The following is a 24,993-nucleotide window of genomic DNA, read 5'->3' as shown; positions in this document are numbered from 1 at the left end:
TCTACGATCGGGAACGTCTTGTCGATCCAATAAGAGACTGTACCTCACCTTGGCAAACTTTGCTCAGACGCGCGTACTCCGCGGGACTGTCGATCGCGGCCTGCAATCGTTCGACACGTCCCATCTCGGCCTTAATGTACGGCATCCAGTTGCGGTCGATTTCGCGCTGGAGCAGCGTCCGCGACTCGCCGGTCCGCGCATACAACGGTTTGCCGGCAAAACGCCCGCCGAGGCGTGCGCGCACCCGCTCTTCCACTTTCGGCAGATAGTCCAGGTAAGACTTGAGATGGCGCATTTCGTGCGCAAGTATCTCGTCATACGTACACGAGTCCGGTTCGAATTCACGGCTGACGTACACGACGATGGGCTGGTAGTACAAGGTCACCGCGACGCGCGGCATCACGCATTCGGCCGTGCCGTCCGGCGCCGTGAGCAGGGTGCCGTCGACCTGGATCGCCACGCGCGACTCCGTGCGCGTGAGGCCCAGCACGTAGCCGTTGCGTACGCCGGGCCGTTTCATGCGCGTCAGGTCGCGGTAGGACACCGTGTTGTCGACGCGCCAGCCGCTCTCGCGCGTGGCGAACGTCGCGCCGGCATCCCGGGCCGCGGCTTCGCAGCTCGCCTCGAACGGCGTGCGCGCGGAGGCGAAGCCGCTCCAGGCGAGCAGCATCAAGCCGAGCGCGGCCGGGCGCACAGGCTTCAAACTAAGCCGGCGTCCAGGTGCCGGCGGCGATCTTCTCCAGCCAGAACGTGCCGATCACGGTTTTCACATCCGTGATGTCGCCCCGTTGCACCATCTCCAGCATCTCGGGAATGGTCGCCGTGAAGGTTTCGAGGAATTCGCCGTCGTCCAGCTTCGCGTCGCCCGCCGTCAGGCCGCGCGCGAGGAACAGGTCGAGGTGCTCGTCCGAATACGCGATCGCGTTGTGGATCGTGCAGACGAAATGCCAGTCGGTGGCCGTGTAGCCCGTCTCTTCTTCCAGCTCGCGCTTGGCGCACGCGAGCGACTCTTCGCCCGGGTCGATCTTCCCGGCCGGGAATTCGATGAAGACCTGGTCGTTCGGATAGCGGAACTGGCGTTCGAGCAGCACGCGGCCGTCGTCGAACAGCGCGAGGATCACGACGGCGCCGGGATGGCGGATGTATTCGCGTTGCGTGATCTTGCCGTCGGGGAGTTTCACGCGGTCGCGCGAGACTTTGAGGAAGTTGCCGTCGTAGGCGATCGCGCCATCGACTTTGGTTTCTTTGAGGTGGTCGTCCATGGAAGGCTCCGGTACATCGTTACTCTTGCACCGGCGCCATGGACGCTGGTGCTCAGCCGCGGCGCTTGCGCAGATATCTTAAAACGAAACCTGGGAAGGCCAGCACGACGAACAGGCAGGCGGTGATCGCATAGAACTCCCAGGTCTGGGGGAACGCGGTACCGATGCGGGATTCGAGGGCGTGGGCCAGCGCGCCGACGACGAAGTATAGAACAACCAGCTCGAGCAGGCGCACGACGAAGTATTTCGCGTGCGCCTTGTTGAGTGCCGGCTTCACGGGAATGAAGCCGAGCACGCTCTCGTTGAGGAACGGCAGGTTGGCGAACGCGAGTGCGACCGCGATCACCAACCAGCTGGCCAGGGAGGCGTCCACCGTGGCCTTACGACTTCAGCGTGAGGGACATCGCCGACAGGCAGGCCGCCAGCAGCGGGCCCGGCAGGATGCCCAGGATCACGACGAGGATGCCATTCAGCGACAGCACGACGCGCATGTCCAGCGGGGTCGAGATCGGCGACGCATCGGCCACCTCGTCGAACCACATGACTTTCACGACGCGCAGGTAGTAGAACGCACCCACCAGCGACGCGGCCACGGCGATGATCGCGAGCCACAGCTGGCCCGAACCGACGACGACGTCCAGCACGGCCCACTTGGCCATGAAGCCCATCATCGGCGGCACGCCGGCCAGCGAGAACATCAGGGCGGTCATGACGAGCGCGTACCACGGGCTGCGCTTGGCCAGGCCCTTGAAGTCGGCCAGTTCTTCCGCTTCGTGGCCCGAGCGCGCCAGCATCATGATGATGCCGAAGGTGCCCAGCGTGGTCAGCACGTAGGTGATCGTGTAGTACATCGAGGCGCTGTAGGCGTTGGCGATGTTCGCGGCGTTCGTGGCATCGCGGGTGCCGACGACGCCGGCCATCATGCCCAGCAGGACGAAGCCCAGCTGCGCGATGGTCGAGTAGGCCAGCATGCGCTTCAGGTTGGTCTGCGCGATCGCGGTCAGGTTACCCACCAGCAGCGACAGCACGGCCAGCGCCAGCAGCATCTGCTGCCAGTCGATCGCCAGCGGCAGCAGGCCTTCGACCAGGATGCGGATCATCATCGCGAACGATGCCAGCTTGGGTGCGGCGCCCAGCAGCAGCGTGACGGCGGTCGGCGAGCCCTGGTAGACGTCCGGGACCCACATGTGGAACGGCACGGCGCCCAGCTTGAAGGCCATGCCGGCCACGACGAACACGAGGCCGAACACGAGGATCGTGTGGTTGGCGGCGTTGCTCGACACCAGCTTGGCGATCGTCGTGATGTCCAGCGAACCGGTGGCGCCGTAGATCATCGAGATACCGTAAAGCATGAAGCCCGACGCCAGCGAACCCAGGATGAAGTACTTCATCGAGGCTTCGGTCGAGATCGCGTGGTCGCGGCGCATCGCTACCAGCGCGTACAGCGACAGCGACATCAGTTCCAGGCCCAGGTAGATCGGCAGCATGTTGTTACCAGAGATCATGATCATCTGGCCCAGCAGCGTAAACAGCGCGAGCACGTAGAACTCGCCGCCCATGTTGCCCGACATCATGCCGCGGTCGGCGGTGTACTGGCGCGAGTAGACGAGGGTCACGCCCACGGCCAGGTAGGTGAACAGCTTGAGCAGGTTCGCCATCGGGTCCGACACGAACATGTTGTAGAACGTGTAGGTCGTCGTGCCGGCCTTGAAGTCGGCGTAGGTGATCACCGCGCAGCCCACCAGCGTGAGCAGCGACAGTGCGTAGGTCAGCGTGCGCTTGCCTTCCTTCTGAAACATGTCGATCAGAAGGATGGCGCAGGACGCGATGACCAGGAAGATTTCTGCAGAGACCGGCCCCAGGTTGTTGGCGGCCAGCACGGCTTGGGTGTTAATCATCGGATTCATATCGTTGTTTGTGCCTCAATTCAGTGCGCGGCGACGGCAGCGACTGCCGTCGGCAGCTTGCTGACCGACACGTGCTGCAGCAGGTCCGCGACCGACACCTGCATCGCGTCGGTGAACGGCGCCGGATACAGGCCCATGTAGATGGTCAGGATCGCGAGCACGCCCAGCATGAAGAACTCGCGGCCGTTCAGGTCGGTCAGTTCGGCCACGTGCTTGTTGCCGATCTTGCCGAACACGACGCGCTTGACCATCCACAGCGAGTACGCCGCGCCCAGGATCAGGGCGGTGGCGGCCAGCAGGCCGGTCCAGAAGTTGAACTTGACGGCGCCCAGGATGACCATGAACTCGCCCACGAAGCCCGACGTCGCCGGCAGGCCGCAGTTGGCCATCGCGAACAGCACGGAGAACGCGGCGAACTTCGGCATCACGTTGACGACGCCGCCGTAGTCGGCGATCTGGCGCGAGTGCAGGCGGTCGTACAGCACGCCGATGCACAGGAACATGGCGCCCGACACGAAGCCGTGCGAGATCATCTGCACGATACCGCCCTGCACGCCGATCTCGTTGAAGATGAAGAAGCCGAGCGTGACGAAGCCCATGTGGGCGATCGACGAGTACGCGACCAGTTTCTTCATGTCGACCTGCACCATCGCGACCAGGCCGATGTAGATCACGGCGATCAGGGACAGCACGATGATCAGCGGGGCCAGGTAGTGCGATGCGTCAGGCGCGATCGGCAGCGAGAATCGGAGGAAACCGTAGCCGCCGAGCTTCAGCATGATCGCGGCCAGCACGACGGAACCGCCGGTCGGCGCTTCCACGTGGGCGTCCGGCAGCCAGGTGTGCACCGGCCACATCGGCACCTTGACGGCGAACGCCATCAGGAACGCCACGAAGATCAGGACCTGTTCCTTCATCGTCAGCTGCAGGTTGTGCCATGCCAGGATGTCGAAGCTGCCGTTCGACTTGTTGTACAGGTAGATGATCGCGATCAGCGTCAGCAGCGAGCCCATGAACGTGTACAGGAAGAACTTAAACGACGCATACACACGGTTCGGGCCGCCGAACACACCGATGATGATGAACATCGGGATCAGCGTGGCTTCGAAGAAGAAGTAGAACAGCAGGCCGTCCAGCGCGACGAACACGCCGATCATCAGGCCCGACAGCAGCAGGAACGAACCCATGTACTGGGCCACGCGTTCCTGGATCACTTCCCAGGCCGAGATCACCACGATGATCGTGATGAAGGCGGTCAGCGGCACGAACCACAGGCTCAGGCCGTCGATGCCCAGGTAGTACTGGATGTTGAAGCGCGAGATCCAGGCGGCTTTTTCCACGAACTGCGGGCCGTGGGCCGTGTTGCTGAATTGCGTGAACAGCGGGATCGTCGGCAAAAAGCTGATGATCGAACCGGCCAGCGCCAGCAGGCGGGTAAAGCCCGCGCGGCTGTCGCGACCGACGGCCAGCACGATGACGCCGCACAGGATCGGCAGCCAGACGGACAGGCTCAGGTAAGGAGGAAAGGTCGAAATAGACTGCATCTTGTTTTTCTCTCTTTTAAGCGTGCCAGAACGGGAAGAAGTACAGCAGCGTACCCAGCACGCCCAGGATCATCACGAACGCATAGTGGTAGATGTAACCAGTCTGGAACGTACGGACGATGGTCGAGAACCAGCCCACGAGCTTCGCGGAACCGTTGACGACGAGGCCGTCGATCAGCGCGCGGTCGCCCACCTGCCACAGGCCCTTGCCCAGCAGGCGTGCGCCGCCGGCGAACACGACTTCGTTGAACTTGTCCATGTAGTACTTGTTGTCCAGCAGCGTGTGGATCGGACGCAGCGCCTTGTAGAAGGCCGCCGGCACGCGCGGATTGATCATGTAGCAGTAGTAAGCGGCGACGACGCCGGCCAGGGCCAGCATGAACGGCAGCGACGTGAACGCATGCACGCCCATCGCGGCGGCGCCGTGGAACTCGTGCGCCAGTTCTTCCATCGCCGGGTGACGCTCGGCGTTGATATAGATGACGTTCTTGAAGAAGTCGCCGAACAGCATCGGGCCGATCGCGAAGAAGCCGATGATGACGGACGGGATCGCCAGCAGGATCAGCGGCAGCGTCACGACCAGCGGCGACTCGTGCGGCTTCTGGCCCGGGGCCAGGCCGTGGTGGCCGTGGTCGTCCTCGTCCTCTTCGTGGTGGGCAGTGGCCTCGTGCAGCGCGGTCGGGTCCTTGCCTTCGCCATTGTGAGCGTGGTCGTCGTGGTGCGCGTGGTGGTCGTCATGCGCATGGGCCTTGCCGAAACGCTCCTCGCCGTGGAAGACCAGGAAATACATGCGGAACGAGTAGAACGCGGTCACGAACACGCCGGCGATGACGGCGAAGTAGGCGAAGCCCGAGCCCCACAGGTGCGACGCGTGCACCGCTTCGATGATCGAATCCTTCGAATAGAAACCGGCGAAGAACGGCGTACCGATCAGTGCCAGCGAACCCAGCAGCGACGTGATCCAGGTGATCGGCATGTACTTGCGCAGGCCGCCCATGTTGCGCATGTCCTGGTCGTGGTGCATGCCGATGATGACGGAACCGGCACCGAGGAACAGCAGCGCCTTGAAGAACGCGTGGGTCATCAGGTGGAACACGGCGACGTTATAGGCCGACACGCCCAGTGCGACGGTCATGTAGCCCAGCTGCGACAGCGTGGAGTACGCGACGACGCGCTTGATGTCGTTCTGGATGATGCCCAGGAAGCCCATGAACAGCGCGGTGATCGAGCCGATGACGACGATGAACGACAGTGCCGTATCCGACAGCTCGAACAGCGGCGACATGCGGGTCACCATGAAGATGCCGGCGGTAACCATCGTCGCGGCGTGGATCAGTGCCGAGATCGGGGTCGGGCCTTCCATCGAGTCCGGCAGCCAGAACGTGCAGCGGGAACTGCGCCGATTTACCCATCGCGCCGATGAACAGGCAGATGCACGATGCCGTCAGCAGCGGCCAGGTCGTGCCAGGCACGAACATGGCCGACAGCGCGCCCGCCTTGGCGAACGTCTCGTCGTAGTTCATCGTGCCGGTCGCGGCCAGCAGCAGGCCGATGCCGAGGATGAAGCCGAAGTCGCCGACGCGGTTCACGAGGAACGCCTTCATGTTCGCGAAGATCGCGGTCGGACGCGTGTACCAGAAGCCGATCAGCAGGTACGAGACCAGGCCCACCGCTTCCCAGCCGAAGAACAGCTGCAGGAAGTTGTTGGACATGACCAGCATCAGCATCGAGAACGTGAACAGCGAGATGTACGAGAAGAAGCGGTTGTAGCCGTCGTCTTCCGCCATGTAGCCGATCGTGTAGATGTGGACCATCAGCGACACGGACGTGACGACGCACATCATCATCGCGGACAGCGCGTCGATCTTGAAGCCGACCGACATCTTCATGGTGCCGATCGTCATCCAGGTGTAGAGGTCGCCGTTGAACGTGGCGCCGTCGATGACCTGGTTCAGCGTCATGATCGAGATGACCATCGCGATGAACACGCCCAGGATGGTCGCGGAGTGCGACACCACGCGGCCGACCACGTTGCCGAAGAACTTGGTGCCGAGCAGGCCGGCGATCGCCGAGCCCGCGAGCGGCGCCAGTGGCACCGCCAGCAAGAGATTAGGGTTAATAATTTGCCCCGCCATGTTGAACCTTTTGTGTATTTATCAGGAGGTTGACAGACAAACCGCTTAGCCCTTCAGGCTGTCGAGGTCTTCCACGTTGATCGTGTCCAGGTTACGGAACAGGACCACCAGGATCGCCAGGCCGATCGCCGATTCGGCGGCCGCGACAGTCAGGATGAAGAACACGAAGATCTGCCCTGCCGCGTCGCCCAGATAATGCGAGAACGCCACAAAGTTCAGGTTCACCGCCAGCAGCATCAGTTCGATGGCCATCAGCAGGATGATGATGTTCTTCCGGTTCAGGAAAATGCCGATCACGGAGATCGCGAACAGGATCGCGCCCAGGATCAGGTAGTGAGCGAGCGACAACGTCATTGCGCCTCCTTGTTGACAGTGGCGGTGGCGGCGGCCGCATCTGCTGCAGCCTTGGCCGCGGCGTCGATCGCCTTCTGGTCGACCGTCTGCATCTTGACGATCTTCAGACGGTCATTACGCTTGACGCGGACGGCGAGGCCCGGGTCGATGGCTTTGGTGTCCTTGCGCTTGCGCAGGGTCAGCGCCACGGCGGCGATGATGGCGACCAGCAGGATCAGGCCGGCGATCTCGAAACCGTAGATGTACTGGGTGTAGATCAGGCGGCCCAGTTCATGCGTGCCGCCGATGTGGCCCACGGCCGACTCGGCCGGCGCATCGCCCTGGCCCAGGAAGCCGCGCCACAGCACGGCGGCCATTTCCAGCACGATCAGCGCGCCGACGCCCGACGCCACCGGGAGGTAGCCCCAGAAGCCTTCGCGCATGCGGTCGATGTTGATGTCGAGCATCATCACGACGAACAGGAACAGCACCATGACGGCGCCGACGTAGACCAGTACCAGCACGATGGCCAGGAACTCGGCCTTGAGCAGCATCCAGATACCGGCAGCGTTGAAGAACGCGAGCACCAGGAACAGCGCGGCGTGGACCGGGTTCTTGGCGGTAATGACGCGCAACCCGGCCAGCACCATCACGGCCGAGAACACGTAGAACAGAACAGTTGTGAAATCCATGACTTACGCAGGAGCCCTCTTGTTATTTATCGATACTTGGCATCGGCTTCGCGTGCGGCGGCGATGTCGTTCTCGTAGCGATCGCCCACGGCCAGCAGCATTTCCTTGGTGTAGTACAGGTCGCCGCGTTTTTCGCCGTGGTATTCCAGCACTTGCGTCTCGACGATCGAATCGACCGGGCAGGACTCTTCGCAGAAACCGCAGAAGATGCACTTGGTCAGGTCGATGTCGTAGCGCGTCGTGCGGCGGGTGCCGTCTTCGCGCTGCGCCGATTCGATCGTGATGGCCATCGCCGGGCACACGGCTTCGCACAGCTTGCACGCGATGCAGCGCTCTTCCCCGTTCGGGTAGCGGCGCAGCGCATGCAGGCCGCGGAACCGCGGCGAGATGGGGGTCTTTTCTTCCGGGTACTGAACCGTGATCTTGCGCGAGAACGCGTACTTGCCGGTCAGGGCCAGACCTTTAATCAGCTCGGACAGCATCAGGCTGCCGAGGATCTCTTTAACTCGTGTCATTTTGTGTGCTTCCTTACTTCCAGATGTTCCACGGCGTCTGCATCCAGCCAGCCACCAGCACCAGCCAGATCAGGGTCAGCGGAATGAACACTTTCCAGCCGAGACGCATGATCTGGTCATAGCGGTAGCGCGGGAACGTGCCGCGGACCCAGATGAACAGCGAGACGATCAGGAACATCTTCGCGAACAGCCAGAAGAAACCGCCGATGGCGCCGAATTCCAGGAACGAGAACGGTGCGGACCAGCCGCCCAGGAACATGATCGATGCCAGCGTGCCGACGAGGATCATGTTGGCGTATTCGGCCAGCATGAACATCGCGTACGACATGCCCGAGTATTCGACCATGTGGCCGGCCACGATTTCCGATTCGCCTTCCACCACGTCGAACGGGTGGCGGTTGCACTCGGCCAGGCCGGACGTGATGTAGATGACGAACAGCGGCAGCAGCGGCAACCAGTTCCACGACAGGAAGTTCGCGCCGTGGGCGGCGAACATGCCGCGCTCCTGGCTGGCGACGATGTCCGAGAAGTTCAGCGAACCCGACACCATCAGCACGACGACCATCACGAAGCCCATCGGGATTTCGTACGAGATCATCTGCGCCGATGCGCGCATCGCGCCCATGAACGAGTACTTCGAGTTGGCGGACCAGCCGGCGATGATGATGCCGTACACCTCCATCGACGTGATCGCCAGCAGCAGCAGCAGGCCGGCGTTCACGTTGGCGAGGGCCGCTTGCGGGCCGAACGGAATGACCGACCATGCGGCCAGCGCCGGCATGATGGTCATCAGCGGGCCGATGACGAACAGGCTCGTCGTGGCTTTCGCCGGGATCACGATTTCCTTCAGCAGCAGCTTCAGGGCGTCCGAGATCGGCTGCAGCAGGCCGGCGGGGCCGACGCGGTTCGGGCCGATACGGATGTGGATCCAGCCGATCAGCTTGCGCTCCCACAGCACGAGATAGGCCACGAGGCCCATCAGCGGCAGCAGGACGACGACGATTTTCAGCAGCGTCCACACGAGCGGCCATGCCGTCGTGCCGAGCAGGCTCGCGCCGCTGCTGTTCAGGTTGTTGATCATGTCAGGTACCGACATTTTGCTTGGGCTCCCCTGCTTTTATGCTTTAGCTACGTTGATCGGACCGAACATGTCGCCCAGTACCGAAGTCGATTCGTGGGCGGCCGCGACACGCACGACGTTCGCCGGCAGGCGCGCGTCGATATTGGCCGTCAGCACGACACTGCCCTGCCCTTGCGATACCGTGACCTGGTCGCCGGCGTTCACGCCCAGCTTTTCAGCCAGTGCCGCCGAGATGGTGGCCAGCGGCGCCTGGCCGTCGGCCGTGCGCAGCAGCGGTTCGGAACGGCGCGCGACGGCGTCGGCGAAGTGGATCGGCACGTCGGCCAGGCGTTCCAGTTGCTCACCGTTGCCGAAGAAGGCGCCGGTCGGGGCGATCTTCGTCACGTTGTTCAGCTTCGCGGACAGGTCAGTGTTGCCCTTACCGAGCGCTTCGTCGCGGATCGATTCCGAGTTCTCGTAATCGAAGCCTTGCAGGCCCAGCAGGTTGCCCAGCACGCGCAGCACTTTCCAGGCCGGACGGGTTTCGCCCAGCGGCTTGACGGTGCCGTTGAAGCTCTGTGCGCGGCCTTCGCAGTTGACGAACGTACCGGCGGTCTCGCTGAACGGCGAGATCGGCAGCAGCACGTCGGCGTACTCGGTGCCGTGCTTGAACGCGGACATCGCGACGACCATCTCGGCGCCCTTCAGGGCCTTGAGGGCTTGCGCCGGGTTGGCGGCATCCAGTTCCGGTTCCGCGTTCAGCAGCACGTACGCTTTCTTCGGCTGTGCGAACAGGCCACCAGAAACCCGGGCGTTCTTCGACGTGGCGTTGACCAGGTAGCCGCCAACGGTATTGGCAGCGTCGACGAAGTAACCGAATTTCGCGCCCGTCTCGGCGGCGATCCATTCCGCGACGGCGTGCAGCTTCGATGCCTGCGGGTGGTACATCGCGGCATTGCCCAGCAGGACGGCGCCCGGCAGGTCGGCGGCATTCTCGACGACCAGCGTCGCGGCAACGGCTTTCGCAGCGTCGCCGGCGGTGACGCCCTCGAAGCCGGCCGGTGCCTGGACACCCTTCGCGGCGGCGACGGCGACGGCGATTTCCGTCAGCGCGGCGAGCCAGTCACTCGGTGCGGCGATGATGCGGTTCGCGGTCGGGATCAGGTTGTCGTCGGCCGAGCCGTGGACGATCGACAGTTTAGCGCCCGACTTGACGGCGGCGCGTAGGCGCGTCGCGGCCAGCGGGTGGTCCTTGCGCAGGAACGAGCCGACGACCAGCACGCGCGACAGCGTCGACAGTTCGGCGATCGGCATGCCCAGGTGCGGGACGACCTTGCCGTCCAGCGCGAAGTCGGTCTGGCGCAGGCGGAAGTCGACGTTCTCGATGCCGAAGCCACGCATGGCTTTCTGCAGCAGGAACAGCTCTTCGACCGTCGAGTGCGCGGTGCCGATGGCAGCGATGGAATCGGCGCCGTGCTCGTGGCGGATGTTGCGCAGGCCGTGGGCGACGTATTCCAGCGCCGTCTGCCAGTCGGTCTCGATCCACTTGCCGTCCTGCTTGATCATCGGCTGCGTGAGGCGCGACGCGTTGTCGAGGGCTTCGTACGAGAAGCGGTCTTTATCCGACAGCCAGCACTCGTTGATGTTCTCGTTTTCCAGCGGCAGCACGCGCATGACCTTGCCGCCCTTGACCTGGACGATCAGGTTCGAACCGAGCGAATCGTGCGGCGACACCGAACGGCGGCGCTGCAGTTCCCACGGACGTGCGGAGTAGCGGAACGGCTTCGACGTGAGTGCGCCGACCGGGCACAGGTCGATCATGTTGCCCGACACTTCCGAGTCGACCGACTTGCCGACGAACGTCGTGATTTCCGAGTGCTCGCCGCGGCCCAGCATGCCGAATTCCATCACGCCGGCCACTTCCTGGCCGAAGCGCACGCAGCGGGTGCACTGGATGCAGCGGCTCATCTCTTCCATCGAGATCAGCGGGCCGGCTTCCTTCGGCGCCACGACGCGTTTTTCTTCCTGGTAGCGCGATTCGCCCTTGCCGTAGCCGACCGCGAGATCCTGCAGCTGGCATTCGCCGCCCTGGTCGCAGATCGGGCAATCCAGCGGGTGGTTAATCAGCAGGAATTCCATGACGGATTTCTGCGCCTGCACGGCCTTGTCGCTGTGCGTGCGCACGATCATGCCCGGGGACACCGGGGTGGCGCAGGCAGGCAGCGGCTTCGGCGCTTTTTCCACTTCCACGAGGCACATGCGGCAGTTCGCCGCGATGGACAGCTTCTTGTGGTAGCAGAAGTGCGGGATGTAGCTTCCCAGTTTGTTTGCGGCGTCCATCACCATCGAACCCGGTGGGACTTCGACTTTCTTGCCGTCTAATTCGATTTCAACCATTTGATCGTTACCTGACCTGGTTTAGAGGTAAGTCGGCACCAGGCAGTGCTTGTGCTCGACGTGATATTCAAATTCTTCGCGGAAGTTCTTGATCATGGCGCGAACCGGCATCGCGGCGGCATCGCCCAGTGCGCAAATGGTGCGGCCCTGGATGTTGTCGGCGATCGAGTTCAGCATGTCCATGTCTTCCGGACGACCCTGGCCATGTTCGATGCGGTGGACCATGCGGTACATCCAGCCCGTACCTTCACGGCACGGCGTGCACTGGCCGCACGATTCCTCGTAGTAGAAGTAGGACAGGCGCAGCAGCGACTTGACCATGCAGCGGGTCTCGTCCATGACGATCACCGCACCCGAACCCAACATCGAACCGGCCTTGGCGATCGAGTCGTAGTCCAGGTCGGTCTGCATCATGACGTCGCCGCGCACGACCGGTGCCGACGAACCGCCCGGGATGACGGCCTTGATCTTCTTGCCACCACGCATGCCGCCGGCCAGCTCCATCAGCTTGGCGAACGGCGTGCCCAGCGGGACTTCGTAGTTGCCCGGACGCTCGACGTCACCGGAGATCGAGAAGATCTTCGTGCCGCCGTTGTTTGGCTTGCCCAGCCCCATGTACTCGGCGGCGCCCATGTTCAGGATGAACGGGACGGCTGCGAACGTTTCCGTGTTGTTGATCGTGGTCGGCTTGCCGTACAGGCCGAACGAGGCCGGGAACGGCGGCTTGAAGCGCGGCTGGCCCTTCTTGCCTTCCAGCGATTCCAGCAGCGCGGTTTCTTCGCCGCAGATGTAGGCGCCGTAGCCGTGGTGCGCGTGCAGCTGGAACGAGAACTCCGAACCCATGATCTTGTCGCCCAGGAAGCCGGCGGCGCGCGCCTCTTCCAGCGCCTCTTCGAAGCGCAGGTATTCCTGGAAGATCTCGCCGTGGATGTAGTTGTAGCCCACGGTGATGCCCATCGCGTACGCGCCGATGGCCATGCCTTCGATCAGCGCGTGCGGGTTGTAGCGGATGATGTCGCGGTCCTTGAACGTGCCCGGTTCGCCTTCGTCGGTGTTGCAGACGAGGTATTTCTGGCCCGGGAACTGGCGCGGCATGAAGCTCCACTTCAGGCCGGTCGGGAAACCCGCGCCGCCGCGGCCGCGCAGGCCGGACGCCTTCAGGTCGGCGATGATCTGCTCGGGCGTGATCTTCTCTTCCAGGATACGGCGCAGCGCGGAATAGCCGCCGCGCTTGACGTAGTCTTCCAGGTGCCAGTTGTCGCCGTTCAGATCCTTCAGGATCAGCGGATTGATGTGGCGGTCGTGCAGGCTGGTCATTTGTTCAGTTCCTCCAGCAGGGCGTCGATCTTCTCGTCCGACATAAACGAGCACATGCGGTGGTTATTCACCAGCATGACCGGCGCGTCGCCGCAGGCGCCCATGCACTCGCCTTCCAGCAGGGTGAACTGGCCGTCTTCGGTCGTGTCGCGGAAATTGATGCCGAGGGCATCCTTGATACGCTGGGCGGCACGCTCGCCGCCCGACAACGCGCACGGCAGGTTGGTGCACACGGTGATCTTGTGCTTGCCGACCGGCTTGATGTTGTACATGTTGTAGAAGGTGGCCACTTCCTGGACGGCGATGGCGGGCATGCCGATGTAGTCGGCCACTTCCTGCATCGTTTCCGGCGACAGCCAGCCCTTTTCGACCTGCGCGTGGGCCAGCGCGGCCATCACGGCCGACTGGCGCTGGTCGGCCGGATACTTGGCCAACTCGCGGTCGATTTTTTTCAAGCACTGCTCAGATAACATAATCTTTTCTACCCTTCTTATCGGTCGATCGAGCCGAACACGATGTCCTGCGTACCGATGATGGTGACGGCGTCGGCGATCATGTGACCGCGCGCCATTTCATCGAGCGATTGCAGGTGGACATAGTCCGGGGTGCGGATCTTCAGGCGGTACGGCTTGTTGGCGCCGTCCGAGACGATATAAATGCCGAACTCGCCCTTCGGATGTTCGACCGCTGCGTAGGCCTCGCCCGGCGGGACGTGGAAGCCTTCGGTGAACAGCTTGAAGTGGTGGATCAGCGATTCCATGTTGGTCTTCATGTCCACGCGCGACGGCGGGGCGACCTTGTGGTTGTTCGTCATGACCGGGCCCGGGTTGGCGCGCAGCCAGGCGATGCATTGCTTGATGATGCGGTTCGACTGGCGCAGTTCCTCGATGCGCACGAGGTAACGGTCGTACGAGTCGCCGTTGGTGCCGACCGGGACGTCGAATTCGACCTTGTCGTACGCGGCGTACGGCTGCACCTTGCGCAGGTCCCAGGCGATGCCCGAGCCGCGCAGCATCGGGCCCGAGAAGCCCATGCCCATCGCGTCTTCCGGCGTCACGACGCCGATGCCGACGGTACGCTGTTTCCAGATACGGTTGTCGGTCAGCAGGGTCTCGTATTCGTCGACATAGCCGTCGAAGCGCTTCGTGAACGAGTCGATGAAGTCCAGTACGGAGCCCTGGCGGGTCTCGTTCAGTTCGTCGATGGCCTTCTTGCTGCGCAGCGGCGATTCGCGGTGGCGCGGCATCACGTCCGGCAGGTCGCGGTACACGCCGCCCGGGCGGTAGTAGGCCGCGTGCATGCGCGCGCCCGACACGGCTTCATAGACGTCGAACAGGTCTTCGCGGTCGCGGAACGCGTACAGGAACGGACCCATCGCACCGATGTCCAGCGCGTGCGCGCCCAGCCACATCAGGTGGTTCAGGATGCGGGTGATCTCGTCGAACATCGTGCGGATGTACTGCGCACGGATCGGCACTTCGATGCCCAGCAGCTTCTCGATGGCCAGCACGTAGCCGTGCTCGTTGCACATCATCGAGACGTAGTCGAGGCGGTCCATGTACGGCACGGACTGCAGGTAGGTGCGGGTCTCGGCCAGCTTCTCGGTGCCGCGGTGCAGCAGGCCGATGTGGGGGTCGGCACGCTGGATGACCTCGCCGTCCAGTTCCAGCACGAGACGCAGCACGCCGTGCGCTGCCGGGTGCTGCGGACCAAAGTTCAGGGTGTAATTCTTAAGCTCAGCCATTATTTCATCCCGTAGGTTTCTTCGCGGATCACGCGCGGAATGTTTTCGCGCGGCTCGATCGTCACGGGTTGGTAGATGACGCGTTTCTGCTCGGGGTCGTAGCGCATCTCGACATAGCCCGAGATCGGGAAGTCCTTGCGGAACGGGTGGCCGATGAAGCCGTAGTCGGTGAGGATGCGGCGCAGGTCGCCGTGGCCCTCGAACAGGATGCCGAACAGGTCGAACGCTTCACGCTCGAACCAGTTGGCGTTGCGCCAGAACGCTCGTGACGGAGTCGACCAGCGGCATGTCGTCGTCCGGGCAGAACACGCGGACGCGCACACGCCAGTTGTGCTCGATCGACAGCAGGTGCGACACGACGGCGAAACGCAAACCGTCCCACGTGCCTTCGCCGTAGGACGAGTAGTCGACGCCGCACAGGTCGACGAGTTCCTGGAAACGCAGCGCGGGATCGTCGCGCAGCTTTCGCATGGAGGCCAGATACTCGGAGGCCTTCACTACTACCGTTACTTCGCCCAGCGCCACGGTAATGGCAGCGCCCTCGCCCAGAGCATTCTTCAGGGCGAGTTCGAGGGCTTCGATTTTTGTCGTCATGGTTGAAACCGGCTTGGATTATCGCGCGATGGTATTGGTGCGCTGGATCTTATTCTGGAGCTGGATGATGCCGTACAACAGGGCCTCGGCGGTCGGCGGGCAGCCCGGGACGTAGACGTCGACCGGCACGATGCGGTCGCAGCCGCGCACGACGGAGTACGAGTAGTGGTAGTAGCCGCCGCCGTTGGCGCACGAACCCATCGAGATGACCCAGCGCGGCTCGGCCATCTGGTCGTACACCTTGCGCAGCGCAGGTGCCATCTTGTTGCACAGGGTACCGGCCACGATCATCACGTCGGACTGGCGCGGCGACGGGCGGAACACAACGCCGAAACGGTCGAGGTCATAGCGCGCGGCACCCGCGTGCATCATCTCGACCGCACAGCATGCCAGGCCGAACGTCATGGGCCACATCGACCCGGTACGCGCCCAGTTGATCAGTTTGTCGGCTGTGGTAGTGACAAAACCTTCGTTTAAAACGCCTTCAATAGCCATGGCTTATTCCCAATCAAGGGCACCTTTCTTCCAGATGTACCAGAAGCCGACGATGAATTCGACGATGAACACCATCATCGTCAGGAATCCAGGCAGGCCCAGGTCGCGCATCGAAACGCCCCAAGGGAAGAAGAATGCCGTTTCCAGATCAAACAAAATAAACAGGATCGCGACCAGGTAGTACCGGACGTCGAACTTCATGCGCGCGTCTTCGAAGGCTTCGAAGCCGCATTCATACGGAGAGAGCTTGGCGGGGTCGGGGCGGTGCGGACCGACGACACGGCCCAGCACCTGCGATGCGACGCCGACGACGGTGCCGATCACGATGAAGAGTAAGACGGGGAAGTAGTTCTCGAGGTTCACGATGAAGCCTTAGTTGAACGATCGGTTGAAAAAACACTGCAGGGGCTGCAGTACCGCATCGCGCAATCCTGGCTATTGGCCTACACCAGGATCGTACGACTGGAGACTCTCAATCACCTGTTCCGCGTTGCCGATCCCGACCTTCGAGGCTCGCCGCACGTTCGTACGACCGGGCTTCTCGGGCCAGAAGCGCCGCCGCAGGGGACGGTTCTTCAAAGCCTCCGACAGATCCTCGTAAAAAAGCCAGCTAGTGCTAACGAGCGGAAGCTCATGCGCCCTAGCTGGCTTCTTGTATCTTGGTGCCGACGGCGAGACTCGAACTCGCACAGCTTGCGCCACTACCCCCTCAAGATAGCGTGTCTACCAATTTCACCACGTCGGCTGGAGACCAGTATTCTACTCTGACTTAGCAGCATTTTTCAATGCTCAAATTGCGCTAAACCAAGAAAAAATACTCTTTTTCTCAACTTTATAAAACTTGTGTTTACGGCGGGCCGCGTCGAGAGTCCGGTCGCCGGCGCTGGCGGACCGAAGCCCGCAGAATGTTACACCACCCTGCTCGCGCTTGCAGGAAGTGGCCGCGCCGCAAAATTACTTGGCAGGCGCGGGTGCCGGAGCAGCCGGTGCGGCTGCCGGCGCAGGCGCCGGCACGTCCTGCGTGGCCGACGGTGCAGGTGCGGCAGGCGCCGGAGCCGGTACGGTCGTCGGGACGGCATCGCCTGCGCCGGCGGGAACCTTGGCGGCCGGGACCGTCACGCGTTCCATCACGCCGCCGCCGACACTCGCGTGCGGACGGTTGGTGCCGAAGTACGCGAGACCCAGCGTCGACGCGAAGAAGATCGCGGCGGCGACGGCCGTCGATTTCGACAGGAAGTTCGACGAACCGCTGGCGCCGAACAGGCTGCCGGACGCGCCGGAACCGAAGGCGGCGCCCATGTCCGCACCCTTGCCGTGCTGGACGAGCACGAGACCGATGATGGCCAGCGCGGAGATGACCTGTACGACGACGATCAGATTGAACAACACGTTCATTGTTTATTCCATTCCAAGGTTGACTACGTTTGCAAAAACTTTGCACCACGTCGTCCCTGCGAAGGCAGGGACCCAATTTTCCAAGCATCGTGGCAGCGCCCGAAACTTGGGTTCCCGCCTGCGCGGGAACGACGCTTTTGCTTCATCGCCCGGATGGAATTTCCAACCCGGCACTATTCAGGCGGCGTGTATGATGGCAAGAAAATCTTCCGCCCTCAAGGCCGCGCCTCCGATCAGCCCGCCATCGATATCCGGCTGGGCCAGCAGTTCCTTCGCATTCTCCGGCTTCATGCTGCCGCCATACAGAATCGGTACGACTTCCGCCGCTTCCGCGTTGCGCGCCTTCAGTTGCGCGCGCAATTGCGCATGCACTTCCTGCGCCATCGCCGGCGTCGCGTTCCTGCCGGTGCCGATGGCCCACACGGGCTCATAGGCCACGACGATCTTCGCCACCGATGCCGCGTCGAGCGCTTCCAGCACCGCGTCGAGCTGGGCGGCGACCACCTGCGCCGTCTCGCCCGCCTCGCGCTGCTCCAGCGTTTCGCCGACGCACACGATCGGGGTCATCCCTTCGGCCAGTACCGCCTGCGCCTTTTTTGCCACCAGCGCGCTGTCTTCGCGGTGGTAGGCGCGGCGCTCGGAATGGCCGACGATCACGTAGCGGCAACCGAATTCGGTCAGCATCTTCGCGCACACTTCGCCAGTGTACGCGCCGGACGCGTGCATCGACACGTCCTGCGCACCCCACGCGAGCGGCGTACCGGTCAGCACGTCTTCGCACTGCTGCAGGAACGGCGTGGGCACGCAAACCGCGCACAGGGCGAACGAACCGCGGCGCGCATTGTCGAGGCCGGCGACGATCCCCTTCAGCAAAGCTTCATTGGCCGCGCGGCTGCCATTCATCTTCCAGTTGCCTACGATGAGCTTGGCACGCATTACAACCTCACGGTCAAATAACCCGTTATTGTAACGGGCGTTGAAAAACCGGTCAAACCGGGCCTGGCACGGTTGTTCAGTCGCTTATTCATTGTATTTTTCATTGTCTTGTTCAGTGCCCGGCGACACGCAGCATGATCTTGCCCACGTGCGCGCTGCTTTCCATCAGCGTGTGCGCGGCGGCGGCTTCTTCGAGCGGGAACGTCTTGTAGATGACGGGTTTTATTCGACCAGCCGCCAGCAGCGGCCACACGCGCTCGCGCAACTCGCGCGCGATCTGCGCCTTGAACGCCACCGGGCGCGGACGCAAGGTGGAACCCGTGATCGTCAGGCGGCGGCGCAGCACCTGGCCCAGGTCGACGTTCGCCTTCGCCCCGCCCAGCAGGGCGATGATGACGATGCGGCCGTCGTCCGCGAGGCATGACACCTCGCGCGCCACGTAGTCGCCGCCGACCATGTCGAGCACGACGTCGACACCCTTCCCGCCCGTCAGTTCCTTGACGATGGGCGCGAAGTCCTCGGTCTTGTAGTTGATCGCGCGCTCGGCGCCCAGGTCCTCGCACGCGCGGCATTTGTCGGCGCTGCCGGCCGTCGCGAACACGCGGTGGCCCAGCGCCTTCGCCAGCTGGATCGCCGTGGTACCGATACCGGAGCTGCCGCCCTGGACGAGCAGCGTCTCGCCTTCGCCCAGCGCGGCGCGCTGGAACACGTTGCTCCACACGGTGAAGAACGTCTCCGGCAGCGCGGCCGCCTCGAGCGCCGTCAAGCCTTGCGGCACCGGCAGGCATTGCGCGAGCGGCGCCGCGCAGTACTCGGCATAGCCGCCGCCCTGCACGAGGGCGCAAACGAGGTCGCCTTTCCTGAATCCGCTGTCGCCGAGGTCGCCGTCGACGATCTCGCCGGCCACTTCGAGGCCCGGCAGGTCGGAGGCGCCGGGCGGGACGGGATACTGGCCCAGCCGCTGGAACACGTCGGGCCGGTTGACGCCGGCCGCGTGGACGCGGATGAGGATTTCGCCCGGTTTCAATTGCGGCACCGGGCGCTCGCACAGCTTGAGCACCTCCGGTCCGCCTGGTTGGACAATTTCTATAGCACGCATGGCATACCCTAGTTAAATGATGAGCAATGGTACCCCATTGGCCCTGATCACCCAAGCATGCCGCGCCAGAAAATGGCTGCTATCGCTAACAATGAGCAAGAAAATGCTCATTTAATGATAAAATGTAGTAAATTTACTGCATAGCTCACAGATCGTGTAGTAGCCTGCCGGACGCACGAAACGACACCGCCAGCCTCGAAAGGCTGGCGGTGTCGGGAACGTCATGGGTGCGATACAGAACGGCCGGGCAGCATGCGAACTCACCGGCGACGCCAGTGCACGCGGCCTGCCCGCCGCGTCCGGGTCACATCACTTCTTGTCGTTCTTGTGGCTCTGCGAGCCGGCCTTGGCGTGCTGCTCCGGCGTGCCGCCGCGGGTGCTGTTGCCGCTTTGCTGGCTGCCGCCACCGCCCTGGCTCTGCTGGCTGCCGCCGTCGTTCTTGTGGCTCATCGAGCCGGCACGGCGTGCCTCTTCCGACGTGAACTCGTGGGCGTTGCCCGAGGCGTGCGCAGCCTTGCCGCCTTCCGAGGCGATTTCACGCTGCTTCTGCGGGTCCATCGATGCGAAACCGCGGTTGCTGGTGTCGCCGCTCTGGTTGTTGCCCTTGTTGCCGCCCTGATTATTGCCTTGGTTTGCCATGATTGCCTCCAATGGTTGAGTTGTCGTAAAGCTCATGAAAACTGCTTCAGAGGTCCTCATCGTAGCCCCGAGAAGGCGAGCGGAACACCAAGGTTTGGCCATGCGCGCGTAGGACGATGCCTCATACCCGGGTCGGCATCGTCCTTACATTTGAAGGCAACAGAAAGTTCAGGAACCGCCGTTGCCCGTGTGCGATTGCGTCGGCAGCGGCGTGCCCGGTTTCCAGTTGCGCGACATCGATTGCGCTTCGTCGATCTGTTCCTGGCTCATTTGCTTGACGAGCGAAGCGCGCTGCTCGATGGCATTGCGGTGGCCGTTGGCGGCCGCCAGGTTGCACAGCATGTAGGCGATGACGAGGTCTTGCGGCATGCCCGCCACGTGGTAGCGGTACATCAGGGCGAGCGCGTGCTGGGCATCCGGATGGCCCTGCTCGGCGGCCTTGCGGAACCACTGCACGGCCAGTTTCTGGTCCTGGGGCACGGCATTGCCCGTGTAGTACATGGCGCCGATCACGTATTGCGCGTCGGCCTTGCCCTGCACGGCCGCCTTGTAGTGCCAGGCGAACGCCTGCTTGTAGTCGCGCGGCACGCCGCGGCCCATGTAGTACATCAGGCCCAGCAAATGCTCCGCGTCCGCGTTGCCAGCCTTGGCAAGCGGCGTGATTTCCTTCAGGGCCAGCGCATAGTTGCGGGCATTGTAGGCATTGGCGCCCTCCGCGAGGCCCGCCATCGCACTACCGTGCAGGCCCAGCGCAAACAGGATCGCAACGGTCAGTTTTCTCATCGTCTCGTTCGGATTCGTGAGGCCTCGCCTCTTTGTTCTTTTGTTTCGAGATAAATCTTCTTTTACTTCCAGCTCACTTTCCCCAGCCCGTCGACCGCGACCTTGCGGTTCTGGGGCTTGCCGTACACCGTGACGGAACCCATGCCGGACAAATTCAGGTTCGCGTTCTGGCGCGCCGTCACGCGCGCGTTGCCGAGGCCGGACAGGTCGATGTCGACGGAGTCCGCGTTACACTGCTGCGCGTCGAGGTTGCCCAGGCCGCCCAGGTCGGCCTTCAGCCATTTCGCGCGTCCTGCCAGCGAGATGTAGCCCGCACCCTGCAGGTTCAGTTCGACGCCCTCCCCGTTCAGGCCCTGCATCTCCATGCTGCCGATGCCGCCCAGGCTGGCCCGCACGAGGCGGTAGCTGCCCGCGATCTTCATCGAGCCGGCGCCGTCCAGGGTCAGTTCCAGCTCGTCGCCGGAAAAGCCGGAAATGTCCGTCGTCCCGAGGCTTTCGGACGTCACCGACCGTAGGGCCGGCAGCACCAGTTCCGCATGAAGCGAGCCGGTGCGTACGTGGCCGCGGATGTCCGTATCGATGTTCAGCGTATCGCCGTTCTGCGACGTCATCGTGCGCTCCAGGTAGCGCGATTCGCCCTTGAGCGTCAGGGCCGGCGTGGCACCCTGGCGGATCTTCAGGTCGACGGCGCCGTCGACCTTGACCCGCACGACGCGGGCATCGACGGGCCGCGTTTCGGTCGCGAGGTCCGGGGCGGCATGTGCGAGCCCAAGGACGAACAACTGCGCGACACACAGGGCGGCACCGACGGGGGCGAGCGAGAAAATCCTGTTCATCCGATTCTCCGAATTCCTGTTTTTGTTTTGCAAGGGTTGGTGTTTATGGAAAACAGGATAAACGGACGGCCCCGCCCGGCCCAGCGAATTGCGACGAACTGCAAAAATCACCACCTGAGCGACACCGGGGGCGGGCTGGCATGCATGGGCGAGCCGGTCATTATCGCGCGCCGGGCCGCCTTCAAATGTCACCGTTTGTCACCGTTTGTCATCGATGTATGTATCAACATTTCATCCCGGCCCCGCATTTGTTGCGTTAAGATAAATTCGATGCCCTGCCCCATAACTTCATAAAAGGTGATCAATGCGCCTGCGCTACCTGTCCGCCCTGCTGGCCGGGTTGTCACTCTCGCTGACCTCGCTTGCTGCGACCAGCGACCAGTGGACCCTGCCGGTCAACGTCAAGAAGCTCGACAACGGCCTGACGGTCGTCGTCTCCGAAGACCATAGTTCGCCGACCGTCGGCGTGTCCGTCGTGTACCACGTCGGCATGCGCCTGGAGCCGCGCAACCGCACGGGCTTCGCCCACCTGTTCGAGCACCTGATGTTCCAGGGCACGCCGAATGCGCCGAAGGGCGTGTTCGACCGCGCCATCACGGGCGGCGGCGGCAACAACAACGGCTCCACGCGTCCCGACTTCACGAACTACATCGAGACGGCGCCCGTGTCGTCGCTCGAGCCGATCCTGTGGCTCGAGGCGGACCGCATGAAGACCCTCGACTTCAACCCGGCCACCCTGAAGAACCAGCAGGACGTGGTCAAGGAAGAGATCCGCGTGAACGTCAAGAACAAGCCGTACGGCGGCTTCTTCTGGCTCGACATCAGCCAGCTCGCGTTCCAGAAATGGGAGAACAACCACGACGGCTACGGCAGCTTCGAAGACCTCGAAGGCGCGAGCCTCGACGACGTGCGCGCTTTCCACCGCGACTACTACGGCCCGAACAACGCCGTGCTGGCGATCGCCGGCGACGTCACGCCCACGCAGGCCTTCGCGCTCGCGCAGAAGTACTTCGGCGGCATCGCGGCCCGCCCCGTGCCGAAAGGCTCCGACTTCACGGAAGGCCTGAACACACAGGAAAAACGCATCGAGCAAAGCGACGCGCTGGCGCAGGTGCCGGCCGTCGCCGTCGGCTGGAAAGTGCCGCCGCAGGGCAGCGCGGACCAGGCGCCGATGGCCGTGCTGTCCGAACTGCTGGCGGGCGGCGACGCGTCGCTGTTCTACCTGAATCTCGTCAAGGGCCGCGAGATCGCGCTGAACGTCCAGGGCGGCTTCGGCCTCACCGGTCCGTTCGAATACGGCGGCCCCACCCTGTTCACCGTGTTCGGCCTGTACAAGCCGAACAGCAGCGCCGACGCGATGCTGGCCGCGATGGACGCGCAGATCGCGAAAGTGGTCAAGGACGGCGTCGACGCCGCCACGCTAAAGCGCGTGAAGACCCGCATGCTCGCGGACTGGAACAACGACCTGGAAAACATCCTGTCGCGCGCCGACACGCTCGCCAAGCTGCAGACGCTGTGGGGCGACGCCAACGTCGTCAACAAGGTGCCCGGCTGGATCGAGGGCGTGACGTCCGCCGACCTGCAGCGCGTGGCCGCCACGTACCTGACGAAGGCGAACCGCACCGTCATCGACCGCAAACCGGCAGTCAAGAAATGAGGAGCGCCCCGATGAAACAACTGATGCTGACGATGATCGTGGGTGCCTTGTTCGCCCACTCGGCCCAGGCCGCGGACGTGCCGAAAGAAACAATGCCGGCCGCGATGCCGGCCTACGCAAAAGACAAACCGCTGCCCGTGCCGCACATCGGCAAGAAGACCTTGTCGAATGGCCTGCAGGTGTGGATCGTGCCGCGCACCGGCATCCCGCGCGTGGACATGGTGCTGGCCGTGCGCGACGCGGGCTTCGCCGCCGACGATGCGAAACACCCGGGCTTCGCCGAACTGCTGGCCGGCCTGCTGAACGAAGGCACGGCGAAACGCGACTCGCGCGCGATCGCGGAAGCGGCCCAGGGCATGGGCGGCTCCGTGGCCGCCGGCGCCGGCGCGGACGGCATCGCGGTCCAGGCCAGCGCGCTCGCGTCTCAGGCCGGACCGATGATGCAGTTGCTGGCCGAAGTCGCGCGCACGCCATCCTTCCCCGAGAATGAAGTGGCGCTGGCCAAGGCCAACGCGCTGCAAAGCCTGCGCGTCTCGGAGACGCAGCCGCGCTTCCGCGCCGAACGCGCGATCAGCCGCGCGATCTACGGCGACCACCCGTACGGCCACATGACGCCGACGGCGGAAGCGATCGAATCGACCACGCAGGACCTGCTGCGCGCCGAGCACGCGAAACGCTTCCGTCCGGAGCGCGCGCTGCTCGTGATCACGGGCCGCATCAAGGAAGCGGATGCCTTGAAACTCGCGCAGAAGGCGTTCGGCGACTGGAAGGCAAGCGGCCCGGCGGCAGCGGAGGTGCCGAAGGCTCCGGCCACGGCAAAACCCGTACGCCTGCTGCTGGAACGGGGCGGCAGCGTGCAGTCGACGCTGCGCCTCGGTAGCCCCGGCATCGCCGCGACGGCTTCCGACCAGATTCCGCTGCGCCTGGCGAGCACGATCCTGGGCGGCGGCTTTTCGAGCCGCGTGAACATCAACCTGCGCGAGGAGAAGGGTTACACCTACGGCGCCTCGGCCGGCGCGCGCCTGCTGCGCGAAGGCGGCGGCATCGTCGGCGGCGCGGACGTGCGCAACGAAGTCACGGGCGCTGCGCTGACCGAGTACTTCAACGAGTACAAGCGCATCGGCGCCGACCTCGTCCCGGCGGACGAGATGAAGATGCACAAGCGCTATGTGGCGGGCGGCTACCTGCTGAGCAACCAGATGCAGCGCGCCGTCGCGAACACGCTGTCCAGCAACTGGCTCGTGGGCCTGCCGGCCGAGTTCCTGGGCCAGTACGTGCCGCTGATCGAAAAGGTCACGCCGGAACAGGTGCGCGACGTGGCGAAGAAGTACTTCGCGCCGGAGAACCAGTCCATCGTCGTGGTGGGCGATTCGAAGGCCGTCGGCGAGCAGTTGAAGGCGTTCGGGGACTTTACGGTCACCGACAAGTAACCGCACCAGTCCCCGGGCGCAAGTCCGGGGACTTTACTTCTTGGCCGATTGCTTCGAACCGCCGCTCGACGACTGCTTCGTTTCGCCGTGCTCCGCGCGCTGCTTGTTCACGATGCGCGACGCGACCTCTTCCTCGCGGCCGGGATAGCTGTGTTCCTTCTTGAATTCCGTCTCGAGCTTCTTGTATTCGCGCTCGCGTTTCGGGCTGGCTCCCTTGGGCATG

Annotated in this window: 24 protein-coding genes, 1 tRNA gene and 2 pseudogenes; 2 read left to right on the top strand and 25 right to left on the bottom strand. The window is 63.5% G+C overall.

Annotation, left to right across the window (positions count from 1 at the left end; translation table 11 throughout):
* Nucleotide 1: 1 nt before the first annotated feature.
* From ACL58G_RS14100 to ACL58G_RS13985, 24 genes and pseudogenes are all read right to left on the bottom strand, one after another.
* A complete protein-coding gene (locus tag ACL58G_RS14100; RefSeq protein WP_440968035.1) occupies nucleotides 2-694 on the bottom strand; it encodes a hypothetical protein in 693 nt (230 codons plus the stop codon).
* Between the two features lie 10 nt (nucleotides 695-704).
* Nucleotides 705-1,262, bottom strand: coding sequence for an NUDIX domain-containing protein (locus ACL58G_RS14095; RefSeq protein ID WP_440967408.1), 558 nt, complete (start codon nucleotides 1,260-1,262; stop codon nucleotides 705-707).
* Between the two features lie 52 nt (nucleotides 1,263-1,314).
* On the bottom strand, nucleotides 1,315-1,635 hold the full coding sequence (locus tag ACL58G_RS14090) for a DUF2818 family protein (protein WP_413337351.1): 321 nt from the start codon (nucleotides 1,633-1,635) through the stop codon (nucleotides 1,315-1,317).
* A 7-nt stretch (nucleotides 1,636-1,642) separates the two neighbouring features.
* A complete protein-coding gene (nuoN, locus tag ACL58G_RS14085) occupies nucleotides 1,643-3,169 on the bottom strand; it encodes an NADH-quinone oxidoreductase subunit NuoN (protein ID WP_413384413.1) in 1,527 nt (508 codons plus the stop codon).
* A gap of 20 nt (nucleotides 3,170-3,189) precedes the next feature.
* Nucleotides 3,190-4,713, bottom strand: a complete 1,524-nt coding sequence (locus ACL58G_RS14080; RefSeq protein WP_440967405.1) for an NADH-quinone oxidoreductase subunit M — start codon at nucleotides 4,711-4,713, stop codon at nucleotides 3,190-3,192.
* A gap of 16 nt (nucleotides 4,714-4,729) precedes the next feature.
* A pseudogene (nuoL, locus tag ACL58G_RS14075) lies at nucleotides 4,730-6,848 on the bottom strand (NADH-quinone oxidoreductase subunit L).
* A gap of 45 nt (nucleotides 6,849-6,893) precedes the next feature.
* Nucleotides 6,894-7,202 carry an NADH-quinone oxidoreductase subunit NuoK gene (gene nuoK, locus ACL58G_RS14070; RefSeq protein WP_029757428.1) on the bottom strand — a complete coding sequence of 103 codons (309 nt, stop codon included), beginning with the start codon at nucleotides 7,200-7,202 and terminating at the stop codon, nucleotides 6,894-6,896.
* Entirely contained in the window at nucleotides 7,199-7,873 is a 675-nt protein-coding gene (locus ACL58G_RS14065) for an NADH-quinone oxidoreductase subunit J (protein ID WP_413384407.1), read from the bottom strand. The genes nuoK and ACL58G_RS14065 overlap by 4 nt, the downstream gene beginning before the upstream one ends.
* Before the next feature lie 26 nt (nucleotides 7,874-7,899).
* Nucleotides 7,900-8,388, bottom strand: coding sequence for an NADH-quinone oxidoreductase subunit NuoI (gene nuoI, locus ACL58G_RS14060; protein WP_029757430.1), 489 nt, complete (start codon nucleotides 8,386-8,388; stop codon nucleotides 7,900-7,902).
* A 13-nt stretch (nucleotides 8,389-8,401) separates the two neighbouring features.
* Nucleotides 8,402-9,484: an NADH-quinone oxidoreductase subunit NuoH gene (gene nuoH, locus ACL58G_RS14055; RefSeq protein ID WP_440967402.1), complete on the bottom strand. Its 1,083-nt coding sequence runs from the start codon at nucleotides 9,482-9,484 to the stop codon at nucleotides 8,402-8,404.
* A 21-nt stretch (nucleotides 9,485-9,505) separates the two neighbouring features.
* Nucleotides 9,506-11,845: an NADH-quinone oxidoreductase subunit NuoG gene (nuoG, locus tag ACL58G_RS14050; protein ID WP_413384405.1), complete on the bottom strand. Its 2,340-nt coding sequence runs from the start codon at nucleotides 11,843-11,845 to the stop codon at nucleotides 9,506-9,508.
* 21 nt (nucleotides 11,846-11,866) lie between these two features.
* Nucleotides 11,867-13,162, bottom strand: a complete 1,296-nt coding sequence (nuoF, locus tag ACL58G_RS14045; protein ID WP_440967400.1) for an NADH-quinone oxidoreductase subunit NuoF — start codon at nucleotides 13,160-13,162, stop codon at nucleotides 11,867-11,869.
* Nucleotides 13,159-13,635 (bottom strand): NADH-quinone oxidoreductase subunit NuoE, encoded by a 477-nt coding sequence (gene nuoE / locus ACL58G_RS14040; RefSeq protein WP_036230634.1) that lies wholly within the window; start codon nucleotides 13,633-13,635, stop codon nucleotides 13,159-13,161. The genes nuoF and nuoE overlap by 4 nt, the downstream gene beginning before the upstream one ends.
* A 17-nt stretch (nucleotides 13,636-13,652) precedes the next feature.
* On the bottom strand, nucleotides 13,653-14,906 hold the full coding sequence (locus ACL58G_RS14035) for an NADH-quinone oxidoreductase subunit D (RefSeq protein ID WP_413384400.1): 1,254 nt from the start codon (nucleotides 14,904-14,906) through the stop codon (nucleotides 13,653-13,655).
* A pseudogene (locus ACL58G_RS14030) lies at nucleotides 14,906-15,500 on the bottom strand (NADH-quinone oxidoreductase subunit C). Before ACL58G_RS14030 ends, ACL58G_RS14035 begins: the two are co-directional and overlap by 1 nt.
* A gap of 18 nt (nucleotides 15,501-15,518) precedes the next feature.
* Nucleotides 15,519-15,995, bottom strand: coding sequence for a NuoB/complex I 20 kDa subunit family protein (locus tag ACL58G_RS14025; RefSeq protein ID WP_036230641.1), 477 nt, complete (start codon nucleotides 15,993-15,995; stop codon nucleotides 15,519-15,521).
* Nucleotides 15,996-15,998: 3 nt separating this feature from the next.
* Nucleotides 15,999-16,358, bottom strand: a complete 360-nt coding sequence (locus ACL58G_RS14020; RefSeq protein WP_056137041.1) for an NADH-quinone oxidoreductase subunit A — start codon at nucleotides 16,356-16,358, stop codon at nucleotides 15,999-16,001.
* Between the two features lie 297 nt (nucleotides 16,359-16,655).
* Nucleotides 16,656-16,740: transfer RNA gene (locus ACL58G_RS14015), tRNA-Leu, on the bottom strand.
* Nucleotides 16,741-16,949: 209 nt separating this feature from the next.
* Nucleotides 16,950-17,390, bottom strand: coding sequence for a preprotein translocase subunit SecG (gene secG, locus ACL58G_RS14010; protein ID WP_440967397.1), 441 nt, complete (start codon nucleotides 17,388-17,390; stop codon nucleotides 16,950-16,952).
* Nucleotides 17,391-17,567: 177 nt separating this feature from the next.
* The gene (tpiA, locus tag ACL58G_RS14005) at nucleotides 17,568-18,326 is read right to left on the bottom strand and encodes a triose-phosphate isomerase (protein WP_440967395.1); all 759 of its coding nucleotides are present in this window, start codon (nucleotides 18,324-18,326) and stop codon (nucleotides 17,568-17,570) included.
* 112 nt (nucleotides 18,327-18,438) lie between these two features.
* Nucleotides 18,439-19,425 carry an NAD(P)H-quinone oxidoreductase gene (locus tag ACL58G_RS14000; RefSeq protein WP_440967393.1) on the bottom strand — a complete coding sequence of 329 codons (987 nt, stop codon included), beginning with the start codon at nucleotides 19,423-19,425 and terminating at the stop codon, nucleotides 18,439-18,441.
* Between the two features lie 309 nt (nucleotides 19,426-19,734).
* On the bottom strand, nucleotides 19,735-20,064 hold the full coding sequence (locus tag ACL58G_RS13995; protein WP_413384390.1) for a KGG domain-containing protein: 330 nt from the start codon (nucleotides 20,062-20,064) through the stop codon (nucleotides 19,735-19,737).
* A 168-nt stretch (nucleotides 20,065-20,232) separates the two neighbouring features.
* On the bottom strand, nucleotides 20,233-20,847 hold the full coding sequence (locus ACL58G_RS13990; protein WP_413337363.1) for a tetratricopeptide repeat protein: 615 nt from the start codon (nucleotides 20,845-20,847) through the stop codon (nucleotides 20,233-20,235).
* Nucleotides 20,848-20,909: 62 nt separating this feature from the next.
* On the bottom strand, nucleotides 20,910-21,683 hold the full coding sequence (locus ACL58G_RS13985) for a GIN domain-containing protein (protein WP_413384388.1): 774 nt from the start codon (nucleotides 21,681-21,683) through the stop codon (nucleotides 20,910-20,912).
* Nucleotides 21,684-21,987: 304 nt separating this feature from the next.
* On the opposite strand from ACL58G_RS13985, the gene ACL58G_RS13980 reads away from it, so the two are divergent.
* Together ACL58G_RS13980 and ACL58G_RS13975 are read left to right on the top strand one after the other, a co-directional pair.
* Nucleotides 21,988-23,340, top strand: coding sequence for a M16 family metallopeptidase (locus tag ACL58G_RS13980; protein ID WP_440967391.1), 1,353 nt, complete (start codon nucleotides 21,988-21,990; stop codon nucleotides 23,338-23,340).
* Between the two features lie 11 nt (nucleotides 23,341-23,351).
* The gene (locus ACL58G_RS13975) at nucleotides 23,352-24,770 is read left to right on the top strand and encodes a M16 family metallopeptidase (RefSeq protein ID WP_440967389.1); all 1,419 of its coding nucleotides are present in this window, start codon (nucleotides 23,352-23,354) and stop codon (nucleotides 24,768-24,770) included.
* Between the two features lie 33 nt (nucleotides 24,771-24,803).
* On the opposite strand, the gene ACL58G_RS13970 is transcribed toward ACL58G_RS13975, so the two are convergent.
* A complete protein-coding gene (locus tag ACL58G_RS13970) occupies nucleotides 24,804-24,992 on the bottom strand; it encodes a hypothetical protein (RefSeq protein ID WP_440967387.1) in 189 nt (62 codons plus the stop codon).
* Nucleotide 24,993 lies beyond the last annotated feature (1 nt).

Origin of the sequence: Massilia sp. GER05, assembly GCF_052056005.1 — a bacterium.
GTDB classification, from domain to species: domain Bacteria; phylum Pseudomonadota; class Gammaproteobacteria; order Burkholderiales; family Burkholderiaceae_D; genus Telluria; species Telluria orientalis.
This window is presented reverse-complemented; position numbering and strand designations above follow the sequence as displayed.